15 protein-coding genes and 1 pseudogene are annotated in these 14,947 nt (G+C 60.7%); 7 read left to right on the plus strand and 9 right to left on the minus strand.

The features are described 5' to 3' along the window. Positions 1-63: 63 nt before the first annotated feature. From istA to QO002_RS04080, 8 genes and pseudogenes are all read right to left on the minus strand, one after another. Positions 64-1,348 (minus strand): annotated as a pseudogene (gene istA, locus QO002_RS04045) (IS21 family transposase); the annotation flags it as partial. A 77-nt stretch (positions 1,349-1,425) separates the two neighbouring features. Further along, positions 1,426-1,968 (minus strand): SRPBCC family protein, encoded by a 543-nt coding sequence (locus QO002_RS04050; protein ID WP_307226928.1) that lies wholly within the window; start codon positions 1,966-1,968, stop codon positions 1,426-1,428. Continuing rightward, positions 1,952-2,311, minus strand: coding sequence for an ArsR/SmtB family transcription factor (locus QO002_RS04055; protein WP_307226931.1), 360 nt, complete (start codon positions 2,309-2,311; stop codon positions 1,952-1,954). Before QO002_RS04055 ends, QO002_RS04050 begins: the two co-directional genes overlap by 17 nt. Before the next feature lie 100 nt (positions 2,312-2,411). Further along, a complete protein-coding gene (locus tag QO002_RS04060) occupies positions 2,412-3,071 on the minus strand; it encodes a glutathione S-transferase family protein (protein WP_307226933.1) in 660 nt (219 codons plus the stop codon). Beyond that, positions 3,068-3,508, minus strand: a complete 441-nt coding sequence (locus tag QO002_RS04065) for an SRPBCC family protein (RefSeq protein ID WP_307226935.1) — start codon at positions 3,506-3,508, stop codon at positions 3,068-3,070. The genes QO002_RS04060 and QO002_RS04065 overlap by 4 nt, the downstream gene beginning before the upstream one ends. Continuing rightward, the gene (locus QO002_RS04070; protein ID WP_307226938.1) at positions 3,505-3,912 is read right to left on the minus strand and encodes an ArsR/SmtB family transcription factor; all 408 of its coding nucleotides are present in this window, start codon (positions 3,910-3,912) and stop codon (positions 3,505-3,507) included. Before QO002_RS04070 ends, QO002_RS04065 begins: the two co-directional genes overlap by 4 nt. Before the next feature lie 32 nt (positions 3,913-3,944). Then, positions 3,945-4,808: a sigma-70 family RNA polymerase sigma factor gene (locus tag QO002_RS04075; protein ID WP_307226940.1), complete on the minus strand. Its 864-nt coding sequence runs from the start codon at positions 4,806-4,808 to the stop codon at positions 3,945-3,947. A 162-nt stretch (positions 4,809-4,970) separates the two neighbouring features. Further along, positions 4,971-5,276, minus strand: coding sequence for a putative quinol monooxygenase (locus QO002_RS04080; RefSeq protein ID WP_307226942.1), 306 nt, complete (start codon positions 5,274-5,276; stop codon positions 4,971-4,973). 152 nt (positions 5,277-5,428) lie between these two features. Here QO002_RS04080 and QO002_RS04085 point away from each other — a divergent pair, with 152 nt between their 5' ends. From QO002_RS04085 to QO002_RS04115, 7 genes are all read left to right on the plus strand, one after another. Beyond that, on the plus strand, positions 5,429-5,797 hold the full coding sequence (locus tag QO002_RS04085; RefSeq protein WP_307226944.1) for a YciI family protein: 369 nt from the start codon (positions 5,429-5,431) through the stop codon (positions 5,795-5,797). 149 nt (positions 5,798-5,946) lie between these two features. Then, complete coding sequence (locus QO002_RS04090) at positions 5,947-6,609, plus strand: 2'-5' RNA ligase family protein (protein ID WP_307226946.1); 663 nt, start codon at positions 5,947-5,949, stop codon at positions 6,607-6,609. Positions 6,610-6,837: 228 nt separating this feature from the next. Then, positions 6,838-7,749, plus strand: a complete 912-nt coding sequence (locus tag QO002_RS04095; protein ID WP_307226948.1) for an alpha/beta fold hydrolase — start codon at positions 6,838-6,840, stop codon at positions 7,747-7,749. A gap of 147 nt (positions 7,750-7,896) precedes the next feature. Further along, positions 7,897-8,958 carry a succinylglutamate desuccinylase/aspartoacylase family protein gene (locus QO002_RS04100; RefSeq protein ID WP_307226951.1) on the plus strand — a complete coding sequence of 354 codons (1,062 nt, stop codon included), beginning with the start codon at positions 7,897-7,899 and terminating at the stop codon, positions 8,956-8,958. Between the two features lie 8 nt (positions 8,959-8,966). After that, positions 8,967-9,317 carry an arsenate reductase gene (locus tag QO002_RS04105; protein WP_307226953.1) on the plus strand — a complete coding sequence of 117 codons (351 nt, stop codon included), beginning with the start codon at positions 8,967-8,969 and terminating at the stop codon, positions 9,315-9,317. 3 nt (positions 9,318-9,320) lie between these two features. Next, a complete protein-coding gene (ybaK, locus tag QO002_RS04110) occupies positions 9,321-9,794 on the plus strand; it encodes a Cys-tRNA(Pro) deacylase (protein ID WP_307226955.1) in 474 nt (157 codons plus the stop codon). 540 nt (positions 9,795-10,334) lie between these two features. Further along, positions 10,335-11,585, plus strand: a complete 1,251-nt coding sequence (locus tag QO002_RS04115; protein WP_307226957.1) for an aminopeptidase — start codon at positions 10,335-10,337, stop codon at positions 11,583-11,585. A 171-nt stretch (positions 11,586-11,756) separates the two neighbouring features. On the opposite strand, the gene QO002_RS04120 is transcribed toward QO002_RS04115, so the two are convergent. Continuing rightward, entirely contained in the window at positions 11,757-14,828 is a 3,072-nt protein-coding gene (locus QO002_RS04120; RefSeq protein WP_307226958.1) for a hybrid sensor histidine kinase/response regulator, read from the minus strand. Between the last annotated feature and the right edge of the window lie 119 nt (positions 14,829-14,947).

The raw sequence follows: 14,947 nt of genomic DNA on the forward strand, positions 1-14,947 counted from the left end.
AAAACCATACTTAGAGGTGGCTCACTTCTCGGTGGAAAAACCGGCTCAGTTCCGCGTGAAAACCAACAGCCGCAGCACCTGGATGAACTCACGCTTACCCCGATTGCCCATTCGCGCTTCCAGCAAATGGCGCAGATGCTGGAACACCTCCGGCAGGTCCCACCCCTGCAAGGCGGCTGCCTGGTCGCGCGCATTGGGCTTCATCTCGATCAGCGCCAGATAATGCAGCGGATTGGAGACGAATACGCCTTCGCCATAGGACCGTGGGTGGCGTGCGATCTCCTGGCCTCTACACAGGATGACGACCTCCTCGACAAAGCCCTTCACCACAATATCCTGGAAGCCGTAGGCGGTCGGCACTGAATAGTCGTTGGTGCGATAGCGCACCAACGACATTGATGAGACACGACCGGCACGCTTCTCGCAGGGTTCAAGCGGCACGGCCGGGAGGCGGCGCAGTGCCGCGGTATCGGCCACCAGACGTTCACCAATGGTCTCGGTGTGCCGACCGGCGCATTCACTCTGGCGGCCCCGACAACGGTCTTCGAGCATTGCGTTCAACGCCTCGAAGCTTGCCACCTGCGGGATCGGCACCATGAAGTTGGCACGCGAGAACTTCACCAGCCCCTCGACCTTGCCCTTGTCGTTGCCCTTGGCCGGTCGCCCGAACCGGTCCCGGAACAGGTAGTGACTGACGAGTTCGGTGAAGGCACGGGTTCGATCGCGTTTGCCGTCGCCGCAGATTTTGGCCACCGCGATCTTGAGGTTGTCGTAGAGGATCGAAAGCGGCACGCCGCCAAAGAATGCAAAGGCCGAGACATGCCCATCGAGGAATGCCTCCGTCGTCTCGCGCGGATAGGCCTTCACGAAACACGCATCCGACTGCGGGATATCCATGCAGAAGAAATGTATCTTCTGGCGCACACCGCCGATGATGGCGATCGCCTCGCCAAAGTCGACCTGTGCATGTCCCGGCGGATGCGATAGCGGCACGAACGTCTCTCGACCCTTGGATCGGCAAATCCTGACGTAGTCCTTCACCACCGTGTAGCCACCGCCAAAGCCATGTTCGTCACGCAACCGTTCGAATATCCGCTTGGCACTGTGTCGTTGCTTCACCGGCCCGGCCTGATCCGACTGCAAAATCTCATCGATGACTGGAAGCAAACATTCCAAGCTTTGGCTTGCCTACAGGCTTCGTGCGCGTATAGCCCGGTGGAAGCGAGAATCGGCACATCTTCGAAACCGTCTCACGGCTTAAACCGAAGACCCGAGAGGCCTCGCGGCGGCTGTGACCCTCAACGAAAACAAACCGGCGAACGGCGGCGTAACTCTCCACGACAAACATCCCCGGCCGCCCTCAAAAAGAGGACAGCCTACCACTGGCTGGATTTTACTCCGCCCCGCCAGGCAATATGCCGGCGTTCACTGGTAGACTTTGTCACCGCCCTGCCCACATGCCTCTTCCGCGCCGGCAACCAGGGTGACGAGAAGCTCGTCCAGCTGCTCGAACTGCTCGGGCATTCCACCTTCCATGCCTTCGATGGCCTCGTCTAGCGCTTCCTTCGTGGGATAGAGTTCGTGCAGGACCAGCAGCGTCTTGCCGGCTTTTTCCTCGAAGGTCACCGTGGTCACGGCGGCGTCTTCACTTTCCTCGTTCGTCCAGACGAGGCGGGCGTTCGGGATCACGTCGAGATACTTGCCGAAGAATTCCATGGCGCTTGAGGCATCCTGGCCGAACGCAACACGGTACCCGCCGCCGACACGAACATCCATCTCGCAGGACAGCATGGGCACGCCTATCGACTTCGGCGCCCACCACTGCATGAACAGCTCGGGTTTGGTCCACGCCGTAAACACGATGCGCGCGGGGGCGTTGAAGATCCGCGTCACGACGAGCTCACGCTCGGACGTCCGTTCGGTCGTCGTGCTGTTGGTCAGGGGCTGACCATCATTTTTCTTGTCCATCGACTTCCTCCCTCCGTTTCAGTTCCTCGATAACCTCGTCCAGCGCGTCGAAACGTGCGGCCCAGAGCTGGCGATACCGCTCGATCCATGCCGCCTCTTCCTCCAGGCGGCGCAGACCGAGCCTGCAGGTTCGCACGCGGCCGATCTTCTCGGTGATAACGAACCCTGCCTGCTCCAGGACGCCGACATGCTTCTTCATCCCCGTGAGCGTCATGCGGAACGTGTCGGCAAGCTCCGTGATCGACGCGTCTGCCCGTGCAAGCTGCTCCAGAACGCCACGTCGGGTGGCGTCCGAGAGCGCGGCGAACGAGGTGTCGAGACGGGGTTGCATATACTGAACCATTCGGTTCAGTATCTAGCACGCGGATTGGTGGAATGCAAGGGAGGCCGTGCGGGCGGCCATGCCCGCCGGCCTCGGCACCAGCATCGAATATCGGCAGGCTTCAGTTCACGGCTGCTATCTGATCCGCCCTGGCGAAATGCGCCATCTGATCCGCATGTGCCTTGACGAAGGCCGGGCGGGCCGTGGCGCGAGCGACATATGTGCGGCAGGCGGGATAGTCCGCAAGGCCATCAAACCGGTCCACAAGGCGCAGCACATCCACCATCAGGATGTCGGCCACGGAAAAGCGACCGGCCAGCCATTCGCGCCCAGCCAGAACCGGCTCCAGGTGCTTCAGACGGTGCTTGTGAAGGAAGTTGTCAAACAGCGTCCATCCAGGCGTGTCGTCGTTGTTGCCGGAGAAGATCAGCAGGGACCAGGGCAGGCTTGCCATCTCGACCGAGTTGAGCGCCGCAAACAGCCATTCTTTCGTGTCGCTGCGTCCGCGCGGATCGGTTGGCATCAGTGCATCGCTGAGCTCCGCCAGATGCAACAGGATCGCGCCGCTCTCGAAGATCGACAGGTCGCCATCAGTCAGCCACGGCACCTGTCCGAAGGGCTGGTGGGCGAAATGCTCGGCGTCACGGTCGCCGAACGGCACGCCCGTGACGCGATAGGGCAGGCCGGCTTCCTCCAGCGCCCAGCGCACCCTCAAATCGCGCACAAAACCGCGCGGCGTTTCGGGAACCCAGTCGAAGGTGGTGAGGGTCAGGTCGCTCATTGTCTCTCTCCCAGGAAAATCGGTAGCTTGTCGAGCAGGCCACTCCAGCCCTGCTCATGGCTTTTCCGCGCCTCTTCGTCGGGCAGGCCTTCGTGGATCAGGGTCAACTCGGTGCCGCCGTCGAGCGGCCTGAGCAGAAATGATACCAAGGACTCCCGTTCGGGCATGCCGGCCCATTCCCAGGTGAAGACCAGCTTCTGCTCTGGCAGCACGTCCTGATAGACGCCGGTGGGATTGTACTCCTCGCCGTTCAAGAGCCGGAACAGGATGCTGAACCTGCCACCGGGCCGCACGTCGGCCTCGGCCTTGAGGGTCGGCCCGGCATCGGGACCCCACCATTGCAGCATCTGTTCGGGCCGGGTGATTGCCGCCCAGACCCTGGCGGGTGAAGCCTTGATCCTGCGGACGATGGTGACACTCGGAAGGCTGATATTCATCGTGCATCATCCTCTTCGACGAAGGCGACGAGCCGGTCGAGGCTCGCCGTCCAGAAGCGCTCATAGTGTTGGAGCCATGCCATCGCTTCCTGCATCGGCCCCACCGACAGGCTCACGGACACGGTGCGGCCGGTCTTGATCCGGGTAATCAGGCCGGCATCCAAGAGCACGTCGAGATGCTTCATCAATCCGGGCAGCTTCAGCGACAGCGGCCGGGCGAGCTCGCTGACGGAAAGACCCGGCTCATCCTTCAACCGCAGCAACAATTCTCGCCGTGTCGGATCGGCGAGGGCGGAGAAGGTGCGGTCGATAGCGGATGCTTGATACTTCACCATATAGTGAAGTATTGCCGATGTCCGCGGCGGTGTCAACGTCGGCGTTTCGAAGCGGTTGACGGTTCGCAAGGAACCTCGGCCGCGGAGCGATGGCCCGGCGGTTAGTCCAGCCGGACCCAATCTATGGCTTCGAGCACATAGGGTGCGAACGCGAAATCGCGGATGTCGATGATCTGGTTTTCCGACCATTCGATCAGAACGAAATGCGCCGGTCGGTCCATCGGCCCGGTGCTGTCGAAAACCAGCATGGCCGGCTGTCCTTCAACCGCACCGAAGGCGAAGCGCCATGTCTCCAGCTCCGAATAGCGCGTGAAATAGATCCCGATCCTGTCGCGTCCTCCCAGCCGAAGCCGGTTCACCAGATCGAGCTTCACGTCATCGGCGAGCATGGCACGGATTGCGTCGAAATCGCCGCTCTGGAACAGGCGGACATAGGCGGTCATCTTCTGCCGGTCCTGATCCGACATCAGCGGCACCCTGACATCTTCGGGCGCCTGCGCAAGCTGCCGCAGGGCAACGCGCCCGCGCTGCAGCGCCGATTTGGCGGCTGCCGGAGAGCAGCCCGCGATACCGGCGATCTCGTCGACGGAATGCCCGAGGACATCCTTGAGGATCACCGCACAGCGCTGGAGTTCAGGGAGCCGCAGAAATGTCTGAAAGCTGACCGCGACGATATCCGCCTCGGGCAGGGGCGTCGCCTCGATGTCTTCGGTGAGCGAAACGACCATGCTTCTGGACCTCTCACGCAGGAAATCGAGGCTCGTATTGTGGGCGATGCGAAACAGCCAACTCTCGAGACTATCGACCTCGACGCCCTGGGCGCGCGCGTGCAGCGCCTTGACGAGCGTATCCTGCAAGACATCCTCGCCATGGATCGCCGATCCCGTCATGCGGGCGCAGTAGCGATGAAGGCGCGGGCGAAGCGCATTCAGGCGGTCCTCGAACGGGTCGGCGGTCGCTGGCATTCCTCAGTCCTCTCGATCTGGCGTCACGATATTGACCGCCAGGGTCAGCGGTTAATCGGCTGTTTTGTGCATCTCACGCGCCGGGACGAACAAAGACATTTGGTTGAAATGCCCCTGTCGTCAAAAAGGGACATTTCAGCATCCGAGGCTATGGGCCGGCCTTTATCGGGCCTCGCTCAACACCGATGAACCCATGATCGACTCGAGGCTCGCAAGTTCGAGAATTTTGGGAAAATAGGCTTTCATGCGCGGATCGCTGCGCATCGCCTCGACGGCGGCAGGGGTTTCCCACTCGGAATAGATGACGACGCCGGTGCCGTCATCTGCGGCGACCAACCGGGTCGTCTTCCAGCCTTTGAGTGTACGGATAACCGTGTCGGTGCTCTGCTTCAACAGCGCGAGCAGCGCATCCTGCTTTTCGGGTTTGACCTTCAGCAGATTGATCACGATGACGGATGTGTCGGACATGGCATGTTGTTTCGAACACACCAAGGACGACCGGAAAGGTGAAAACGGATCGCAACGTTGAAAAAAATTGCGGGACGATGTCGATTTCCGCAAACTCCGTTCGTCGTTTCAGTGCCGGATTGATGATGCCGGCTCAAGCAAGGAGACAGACGATGCGTGTGATGGTGCTGGTAAAGGCGACCGGAGACAGTGAAAAGGGCTTTTCCCCCACGCCCGAGACCATGGAAATGATGGAGGCGATGGGCCGCTTCAACGACGAGCTTGAAGCGGTCGGCATCCTCGTCACCGCCGATGGCCTCAAGCCGTCCTCGGACGGCAAGCGTGTTGCCTTCAATGGTTCCAGCCGCACGGTCATCGACGGGCCTTTCACTGAGGCCCGCGAACTGGTCGCAGGATTCTGGCTCTGGAACGTCAAGGACATGGACGAGGCCGTCGCCTGGGTGAAGCGCTGCCCCAACCCCATGCCAGGTCCGAGCGAGATCGAAATCCGGCCGCTGTATGAGATGTCTGACTGGCAGTGAGGGGCGCAGGAGACGCATGCGGCCGGTTTTCGGTTGTTTTGAAAGAGTCTCGAATATCAAGGAATAAATTCGTACATGTTCCTATTTCGTTCTTGATTGAATCGATCCTTTCGCTATAATCCGGGCATCATTTGAGAGAGGATTTAGCGATGCTTGGACAGTCCGGGAATGAGAACGTGCGCCTTGAGCAGGCTTCTTTCTGGGGGGAGGCTCCCAAGCGCCGAGGCGGTGGCCGGTTCGACGAGCGGGCGCGCTCCAACCTGTTTCTCGCTGTCGTACCGGAACAGGCGGCGGCGCATCAGGCCTGCGAAATCGGCCACCGATTGGGCCGCGAGCACAGGCTTTCCCATACCCCGCGCCCGCTCGAATTGCTGCATGTGACGCTGAACCCGATCGGCTCCTACATGACGCTTTCGGAAGCAGATGTGTTCACGGTTTCGGACGCCATGGCGTCGGTGCGGGCAGCGCCTTTCGAGGCCAGTTTCGATCGGGCGGCAAGCTTTTCGCATGGGGATCGCAAGCTCCTGGTTCTCGGCAGCGCAGTGCGCAGCGAAGAGCTTATGGATCTGCATGTGCAGCTGGCCAAGGAGATGTGGGGTGCCGGAATGACCTTCACCTACAATCCGCGCTTCATGCCGCATATGACGCTGAGCTACGGCGAAACGGCGATGCCGGAGACGATGCTGGCCGAGCCGGTTCGCTGGATGGTGCGCGAGGTGGTGCTGATCCACAGCCTCGTCGGGGAAGGCCGCTATGAATATCTCGGGCGGTGGCCATTGTCGGATGATCTGGAGCGCCGCGCTGTCGGATAGGGCTGCATTTGCAGGGTGAGATGGCTCGGCCTTTCAAGGTTCAGGCAAGGGAATTCGCTTGTGATCGAGTTCGGAAGGCCGGGTTCATCCTTTGATGATCATTGTTCGGGAAGGCCGAACATGAATTCCGCTTTTTTACAGCTAGTTCGAACGAAATTCCTATGCCATCTTCCTGTCAACGAGGATGCCAATCCGGCGCAACGCCACGTTTTATCAGGAGAAATTGCCATGCTACGTTCCATCTTGGCCGGCCTTATGCTGGCAATCGCTGTTCCGGCGGCGGCGGAAGTTCCGCAGTTCCCGGAAACCTTCAAGACGCAGGAGATCGCCACCAACGGCACCACCTTGCATGTCCGCACCGCAGGCAAGGGGCCGGCCGTCGTGTTGTTGCATGGATACGGCGAAACCGGCGATATGTGGGCGCCGCTGGCGGTTGCGCTGTCTCACGATCATCAGGTCATCGTGCCCGATCTCAGGGGCATGGGCTTCTCGGCCAAGCCCGAAACCGGCTATGACAAGAAGACGGAAGGGCAGGATATCGCCGGTGTTCTCGATGCGCTCCATGTCGATCAGGCCGATGTCGTTGCCCATGATATCGGCAACATGGTTGCCTTTGCGTTTGCTGCGCAATATCCGAAGCGCGTGACCAAGCTGGTGCTGATGGATGCGCCGCTTCCCGGTGTCGGCCCCTGGGAGGAGATCCTGAAGAACCCGCTGCTCTGGCATTTCCGCTTTGGCGGTCCGGATATGGAGCGTCTGGTCGCTGGTCGCGAGCGCATCTATCTCGATCGTTTCTGGAACGAATTTTCGGCTGACCCGAGCAAATGGGACGAGGCATCGCGCAATCACTATGCGGCACTTTACGCCCAGCCCGGCGCCATGCATGCAGGTTTTGCGCAGTTTGCCGCCTTCGATCAGGATGCGGTCGACAACAAGGCTTTTCTTGAGAAGGGCAAGCTGACGATGCCGGTGCTGGCTGTCGGTGGCGAGAAGTCCTTCGGCACGACCATGGCCGCTGTCGCAGGCTTTGCGGCAACGGATGTCACCGGCGCGGTGATCCCCGCATCGGGCCATTGGCTGATGGAAGAGCAGCCGGAGGCAACGGTCGCCGTCATCGTGCCTTTCCTGGATAAGAAATAACACTGGTTTTCAAGCGTGTTCAAAGGTGCCGCGTCTCGTGCGCGGCGCCTTTTTGTCGCCTGGCAGGCGGGGACAGGCGGCTTGCACTCCGCCGAGGGAACGACCATACATCGCATTTGACGGTGACATATCAGGGACCAAGAGACAGTGCAGACATCCGAAATCGTGATTGCAGGCGACACACCGGGCATCGAGTGGCGGCTTCCCGTCATCCGTTTCAAGGGCAGCGATGCCAAAGCGCCATCCGTTTATATCCAGGCCGCCCTGCATGCCAATGAACTGCCGGGAACGGCGCTGTTGCATTTTCTCTGCGCACGGCTGCGCAAGGCGGATGAAGAGGGTGCCATTCTCGGCGATATCACCATCGTTCCGCAGGCCAATCCGATCGGCGCGGCCCAGTCGCATTTCGGCGAGATGCAGGGTCGTTTCGATCTGGCGTCCCGCACCAATTTCAACCGTGAATTTCCGCTCGTTGCGCTCGACGACAGGGAGAGCCTGCTGGAAGGGCGAGAGGCGCTGACGGCCGTTAACAGGCTGAAGCGCGAACTCTTGCATATGGCTGTTGGTGCGGACCTGATGCTGGACCTGCATTGCGATGACCAGTCGCTGCAATATGCCTATATCGACGATGCCTTCTGGCCAGAGGCCTCCGATCTCGCCGCAGCCTTGAAGATGGAAGCGGTGTTCCTTTCGGATGGTGAGAGCACTGCCTTCGAGGAAGCTGTCGGTTATGCCTGGAAGCATGAGGGCAAGGCGGCCAAGAAGACGCGGCTGCCCGGACGCCTCGCCGTCACTGTCGAGTTGCGCGGCCGCTGCGATGTCTATCCCGAGATGGCCAAGGCAGACGCTGATGGCCTCTGGAATTTTCTTGCCGGCCGCGGCGTGGTCCGCGATGATGCCTTTGTCGCGACGCCCTATGAAGGGCCGGCTTTTGCCCTCGACAATATCGAGATTATCCGCGCGCCGCAGGCCGGGATGGTGCTGTTCCATCGGGATATCGGGGATACCGTCAAAGAAGGCGATCTGCTCGCCACCATCGTCACGCGTCCCGGCATGGCCGAGGGCGATATCGAGATCAGGGCGCCGCAGGAGGGACTGGTCGCCACCCGTTCCTCGGCTCGTTTCGCCCGCCGGCGTGACGACCTGATGAAGATTGCCTGCGCGGAGCCGAGCAAGGCCAAGCGCAAGGCAGGGACACTGGAAGACTGAGGCGGGCAATGACGGTCAAGATTTACGGCATCAAGAACTGCGATACGATGAAGATGGCGCGCGCCTGGCTTGACGGTCACGGTGTCGCCTATGCCTTCCACGACTACAAGGGCGAGGGTATCGACCGGGCGACGCTGACGGGCTGGTGCGATGCCTTGGGCTGGGAAGCCGTGCTCAACAAGACAAGCACCACATTCCGCGGCTTGCCGGAGGCAGATCGCCAGAACCTCGATCAGCAAAAGGCGATCGACCTCATGCTGGTGCAGCCATCGATGATCAAGCGACCGCTGCTCGACCGGGGCGGCCATCTCACGGCGGGCTTCAAGCCGGATATCTACGGGGCGCAGTTCAAGGGCTGATCCATGTCGAAGACGACACGCGCAACGCAATTTCTCGCCAAGGCCGGCGTGGCCTTCACGGTTCACACCTACGACTATGACCCTTCCGCCGACCGCATCGGCATGGCGGCTGCCGAGGCGTTGGGCGAGGAACCTTGCCGGGTGTTGAAGACGCTGATGGCCGAAGTGGATGGCAAGCCGGTCTGCGTCGTGGTGCCATCGGATCGCGAAGTCAGCATGAAGAAACTGGCCGCGGCTTTTTCGGGCAAGTCCGCCAACATGATGAAGCCGACCGATGCCGAGCGGCTGACAGGCTATCATGTTGGAGGAATCAGCCCCTTCGGACAGAAGAAGCTCGTGCCGACCGCGATCGAAGAGGCGGCGCTCGCCGAGCCGCATGTGTTCATCAATGGCGGCCAACGCGGACTGCAGGTGCGACTGGCGCCTGCGGATGCGCTGATGGCACTGAAGGCGATTGTCGCGCCACTGGTGGCGTAAGGGGCGGCGCGGTCTTTATACGGCTGCATTCGCCCATCGTGCGGGGGCCGAATGTCGATTGGTCCCAGCGCTGGCAAGGTCCAGCGACCCGTATCGTGATCAAGGCGAATTCAGGCACAACTCCCGTTCCCCTGACGTTCATGCGCAGCCGCAACCGTGTTCTTGAACCGTTCAGAGACATATACCCAATTTGGGGACTGTCCTGTCGCCCATCGTCTCCTATGGTTGTACCGATTCGTGCAAGCCATAAGGAGTTGTGATGAGTGAGGCGAGAGTGGTCATCAAGAGGTTCCAGGGCGTGTGGGTAGCCTCGATTTTCCACCTTGAAATCACGGAGCATCGAGGTTTTGTGACGCAACAGGAGGCCGAGGAGCATGGTAGAAAGCGGGCTCAGCAGCTGCAGGGACGCCCGACATCGCCCGACGCATGAAGGCCTGGAACGGCCTGCTGCAAGCTTCAGTCGTTTCGTGCTTTCGGCTTCTGTTTTGACGCCTGTCGCGATAGAACGGGGCAACGCGCTACGAAGCAGCAGGAGACAGCATGGACGCGACATCAACCAAATCCCTTATCGATCCCGTGAAGCTTGAAAAGCTTGCCGAAGTCGCCGTCAAGGTGGGCTTGAGGCTGGAGCGTGGCCAGGACCTCGTCATCACCGCGCCGATTGCCGCTTTGCCGCTGGTCCGCCTGATCACCAAACATGCCTATATGGCCGGTGCCGGTCTCGTCACGACCTTCTATTCGGATGAAGAGACGACGCTTGCCCGCTACCAGTATGCCCCGGATGATAGCTTCGATCGGGCATCCGGCTGGCTTTATGACGGCATGGCCAAGGCCTATGCCGGCAATGCGGCGCGACTGGCGATCTCCGGCGACAACCCGATGATGCTGGCGGCGCAGGATCCGGCCAAGGTCGCTCGCGCCAACAAGGCCAATTCCATCGCCTACAAGCCGGCGCTCGAGAAAATTTCCAATTTCGACATCAACTGGAACATCATTTCCTACCCCAACCCCGCCTGGGCCAGGCAGATGTTCCCGGACTTGGCCGAGGATGTCGCGGTCGGCAAGCTGGCGGATGCGATCTTTGCGGCATCGCGGGTCGATGTTGCCGATCCGGTCGCAGCCTGGGCCGAACACAATGCCAATCTGCGCAAGCGGTCGAGCTGGCTGAACGGCGAGCGCTTCTCGGCACTGCGCTTCACAGGACCGGGCACGGACCTGACGGTTGGTCTGGCTGACGGTCATGAATGGCATGGCGGCGCCTCCACGGCCAAGAACGGCATCACCTGCAATCCGAACATCCCGACCGAAGAGGTCTTCACCACGCCGCATGCGTTGCGCGTGGAGGGCCATGTGTCGAGCACCAAGCCGCTTTCCCATCAGGGTACGCTGATCGACAATATCCAGGTTCGCTTCGAAGGCGGCCGGATTGTCGAAGCGAAGGCGTCGAAGGGCGAGGAAGTGCTGAACAAGGTGCTGGATACCGACGAGGGCGCGCGCAGGCTTGGCGAGGTGGCGCTGGTGCCGCATTCATCGCCGATCTCCGCGAGCGGCATCCTGTTCTACAACACGCTGTTCGATGAGAACGCTTCCTGCCACATTGCACTCGGCCAATGCTATTCCAAGTGCTTCCTCGACGGTGCTTCGCTGAGCCAGGAGCAAATCAAGGCGCAGGGCGGAAATTCCAGTCTCATTCACATCGACTGGATGATCGGCTCCGACAAGGTGGATATCGACGGCATTCTGCCCAATGGCGGCAGCGTCGCCGTCATGCGTCAGGGCGAATGGGCCTGACGTACACCGAACGACAAAGTTGAGAGAGCAGGCAGGCGGCGACGTCTGCCTGTTCCATATGAGGCTAACGTCAGAGTTTGTCAGGGAAAAGTGGAAACCGGTTTTCGCGAAAAGACAAACAGAAACAAAAGAATCTAGAGGATGTCTGGTTCAATCTGAACCAGACCTCCTTTAGAGGCCGAGGCTTTCAATCGCCCTGGTGATCTCCGGTGTTCCGAACGGTTTCTTGAGGAGGGCCGTCCGTGCCGGATCGTCAAGCTTCGGGGCCTGGTCCTGGCCGGTTGCAAAGACGATGCCCATGTTCGGATATTGTTTCCTGACTGTTGCGGCCAGTTCCGCCCCCGACATGCCCGGCAGGCCAAGATCAGTAATCAGGATGGCGATGGGCTGTACTTCCAGAATGGCCAAGGCCTGTTCGGCGCTGCTTGCTTCCTCCACGGTGTGGCCGAGTTCCATGAGAATATCCGACGTCGACATGCGGATTAGGAAATCGTCCTCGACGAGAAGCACGCGGTAGAAAGTCTTTTCCTGAGGTGGCGATGGCGCAGGGGCGGACGCAAGACGTTGGATGGCCTCGGCGCGCTGGCGGTGATTGTTCAGCACGTGACGGATCTTGCGGGCGAGAGACTCGCGCGTGTAGGGCTTGCTGAGGAGCTCGACACCGGGATCGAGCCGGCCGCCGTGAACGATCGAATTTTCCGTGTATCCCGAGGTGAACAACACGGCGATTTCGGGCGATCGCTCCTTCACCTGCCGCACGAGATCGGTGCTGCGCAGCGGTCCGGGCATGACGACATCGGTAAACAGGAGATCGACGGCGGCGCCGCTTTCGATGACGGTGAGTGCGCCGGCCGCATCCCTGGCCTTCAGAACCCGGTAGCCGAGATCACCCAGAAGCTCGACCACGGTGTTGCGGACCTGATCGTCGTCTTCGGCAACGAGGATGGTCTCGCTTCCGCCGGTCACAGGCCCGAACCCGTCTTCGACGATCACATCTTCCGTCTGCCGGATGCGGGGGAAATAGAGCTTGATCGTCGTGCCCTGGCCGACCTCGCTGTAGATCTTCACATGGCCGCCGGATTGCTTGACGAAACCATAGACCATGGACAGGCCCAGCCCGGTTCCCTTGTCGATCGGCTTTGTCGAGAAGAACGGCTCGAAAACCTGCTTCAGGATGGACGCATCCATGCCGCAGCCGGTATCGGTGACGGCGAGCATCACGTACTGGCCAGCTTCAACGTCATCGTTCTGGCGAACATAGTCATCGTCGAGAAATGCGTTGCCGACTTCGATGGTCAGCTTGCCGGCGCCATCCATGGCGTCGCGGGCGTTGATGGCGAGATTGAGCAATGCGTTTTCGATCTGCGTCGGGTCCACCAACGCATTCCAGAGACCGCCGGAGCGGCTGGTCTCGATCTCGATCGCTTCTCCAAGCGTCCGGCGCAGCATGTCCTCGATGCCGGTGACGAAGCGGCCGATATTGACCACCTTCGGTTCGAGCGGCTGGCGCCGGCCAAAGGCCAAGAGCTGGCTTGCGAGCTTGGAACCTCTGTTCACGCCCGCCAGCGCATTTTCGATACGCTTCTGGGCACGCTCGTTGCCCTGTACGTCGCCGGACAGGAGCTGGAGGTTGCCGGAGACCACCTGCAGCAGGTTGTTGAAATCATGCGCCACGCCGCCGGTCAGCTGTCCCAGAGCCTCCATTTTCTGGGACTGGCGCAACGTTTCTTCCATTTTCATGCGCTCAGTGATTTCGCTGGCGACCCGTTGTTCCAGATTGCTGTTGACCTGTTGCAGCTCCTGTTCGGCGCGCTTGCGCTCAGCGATTTCAAGCTCGGCCGCCTGAAACAGCCGGGCATTGTCCATGCCGATCGCCGCGAGGCCTGCGGCGCTGATCACCAGGTCTTCATGATCCTGCTTGAAGAGGCCGGGTTTAGGGTGGCCGAAAAACAGGCCGCCGATCACCTCGCCGGAACGGGAAATGACGGGAACCGCGAGATAGCTGCGCACCGGCAGGTGGCCGGACGGCATGCCGTGATAGGGGCCGCTATGGCCATAGCGCGGGTCGGTGAGGATATTGTCGGAACGGATAACCCCTTCACCCTTGAAGGTCGGCTGGAAGACGGACGTCGCGCGCGGCATGGGGAAGCTGGAAAAGCTTTCGCGCGGCACGCCGGACAGCGCATAGAGCATGTAGCTCTCGCCCTTCTCATCCAGCACATTGTAGAAGAAGGCACCGAATTTCGCGCCGGTCATGGCGACGCCGGCATCGGTGATCATCTGCACGACCTTGTCGAGGTCGCGTTCGGCAGCGAGATCCGCACCCAGCTTGTTGAGAACGCTGAGGACGGCGGTTTCGTGTCTCAGCGCCAGTTCGGCGTGCTTCTGCTCGGTTACATCATTGCCCTGGACGAAAATCCCGAGGTTATTGCGCTCCTCGTCAAGAATGGGTTGATAGATGAAATCGAGATAGCGTTCTTCCACGACACCCGCGGATCGTTCAAGCCGGACCGGGGTCGAATTGCCGACATAGGCCTCGCTGCTCTCGGTGACGGTATCCAGCAGTTTCTCGAAGCCCTGGCCCCTCAATTCGGGCAGCGCTTCCAGCAATGGCAGACCGATGACATCGCGATTGCCGATCAGGCGCAGATAGGCCTCGTTGGCGAGTTCGAAGCGGTGCTCCGGGCCGGTCAGCATGGCCATGAAGCCGGGCGCCTGTTCGAACATCCTCTTCAGTCGTTTCCGCTCGCCTCTGATGGCGCGTTCGGCCTTCACCTTGCTGGTCGTTTCGACGACGATCGCCATGACCGCAATCGGTTTTCCGCTCTCGCCAATGATCGGCGAGTAGTCGAGGTTCATCCAGGCAGGCTCGAGCTGTCCGCTGCGCTGGAGTGACAGCTTCTGATCCGTATAGGCAAGCGTGCCGCCGGCGAGACCGACCTTCATGACATTGTCGTTGAAATCGGCCACTTCCGGCCAGCCTTCACGCACCTTCGAGCCCAGGAGCTGCGGGTGCCGGCCGCCGGCAAAGACGGAATAGGCATCGTTGTAGATCATGATGCCGTCTTCGCCCCAGAGCGTCACGATCGGCACGGGCGACTGGAGGACGAGCGCGATGGTCGTCTTCAGGCTCTGCGGCCAGGTCGTGACGCAGCCGATGGAGGTCAAGGACCAGTCATGAGCGGCGATCAGCCCGGCAAGCTCGCCATTGTGGGCCAGGAAGGCAAAGTCGTCATGTCGCATGGGTCGCCGCGGTCTAGAGGATGAAGCAGATAACTAGGCGCCGTTCGGCTGCCGGAAAGAGGCAGCCCTGCGATTTCTGGCGAGGGAAAATTCCACGCATTCGTCCTGCCCTGCAAGGC

It is taken from the genome of Pararhizobium capsulatum DSM 1112 (assembly GCF_030814475.1).
Classification (GTDB): Bacteria; Pseudomonadota; Alphaproteobacteria; order Rhizobiales; family Rhizobiaceae; genus Pararhizobium; species Pararhizobium capsulatum.

Bases quoted from the DNA above. Each gene is read 5' to 3' on its own strand.
- QO002_RS04050 (WP_307226928.1), bottom strand. From the start codon at position 1,968: ATGGACAAGAAAAATGATGGTCAGCCCCTGACCAACAGCACGACGACC.
- QO002_RS04055 (WP_307226931.1), bottom strand. From the start codon at position 2,311: ATGGTTCAGTATATGCAACCCCGTCTCGACACCTCGTTCGCCGCGCTC.
- QO002_RS04060 (WP_307226933.1), bottom strand. From the start codon at position 3,071: ATGAGCGACCTGACCCTCACCACCTTCGACTGGGTTCCCGAAACGCCG.
- QO002_RS04065 (WP_307226935.1), bottom strand. From the start codon at position 3,508: ATGAATATCAGCCTTCCGAGTGTCACCATCGTCCGCAGGATCAAGGCT.
- QO002_RS04075 (WP_307226940.1), bottom strand. From the start codon at position 4,808: ATGCCAGCGACCGCCGACCCGTTCGAGGACCGCCTGAATGCGCTTCGC.
- QO002_RS04080 (WP_307226942.1), bottom strand. From the start codon at position 5,276: ATGTCCGACACATCCGTCATCGTGATCAATCTGCTGAAGGTCAAACCC.
- QO002_RS04085 (WP_307226944.1), top strand. From the start codon at position 5,429: ATGCGTGTGATGGTGCTGGTAAAGGCGACCGGAGACAGTGAAAAGGGC.
- QO002_RS04090 (WP_307226946.1), top strand. From the start codon at position 5,947: ATGCTTGGACAGTCCGGGAATGAGAACGTGCGCCTTGAGCAGGCTTCT.
- QO002_RS04095 (WP_307226948.1), top strand. From the start codon at position 6,838: ATGCTACGTTCCATCTTGGCCGGCCTTATGCTGGCAATCGCTGTTCCG.
- QO002_RS04105 (WP_307226953.1), top strand. From the start codon at position 8,967: ATGACGGTCAAGATTTACGGCATCAAGAACTGCGATACGATGAAGATG.
- ybaK (WP_307226955.1), top strand. From the start codon at position 9,321: ATGTCGAAGACGACACGCGCAACGCAATTTCTCGCCAAGGCCGGCGTG.
- QO002_RS04115 (WP_307226957.1), top strand. From the start codon at position 10,335: ATGGACGCGACATCAACCAAATCCCTTATCGATCCCGTGAAGCTTGAA.
- QO002_RS04120 (WP_307226958.1), bottom strand. From the start codon at position 14,828: ATGCGACATGACGACTTTGCCTTCCTGGCCCACAATGGCGAGCTTGCC.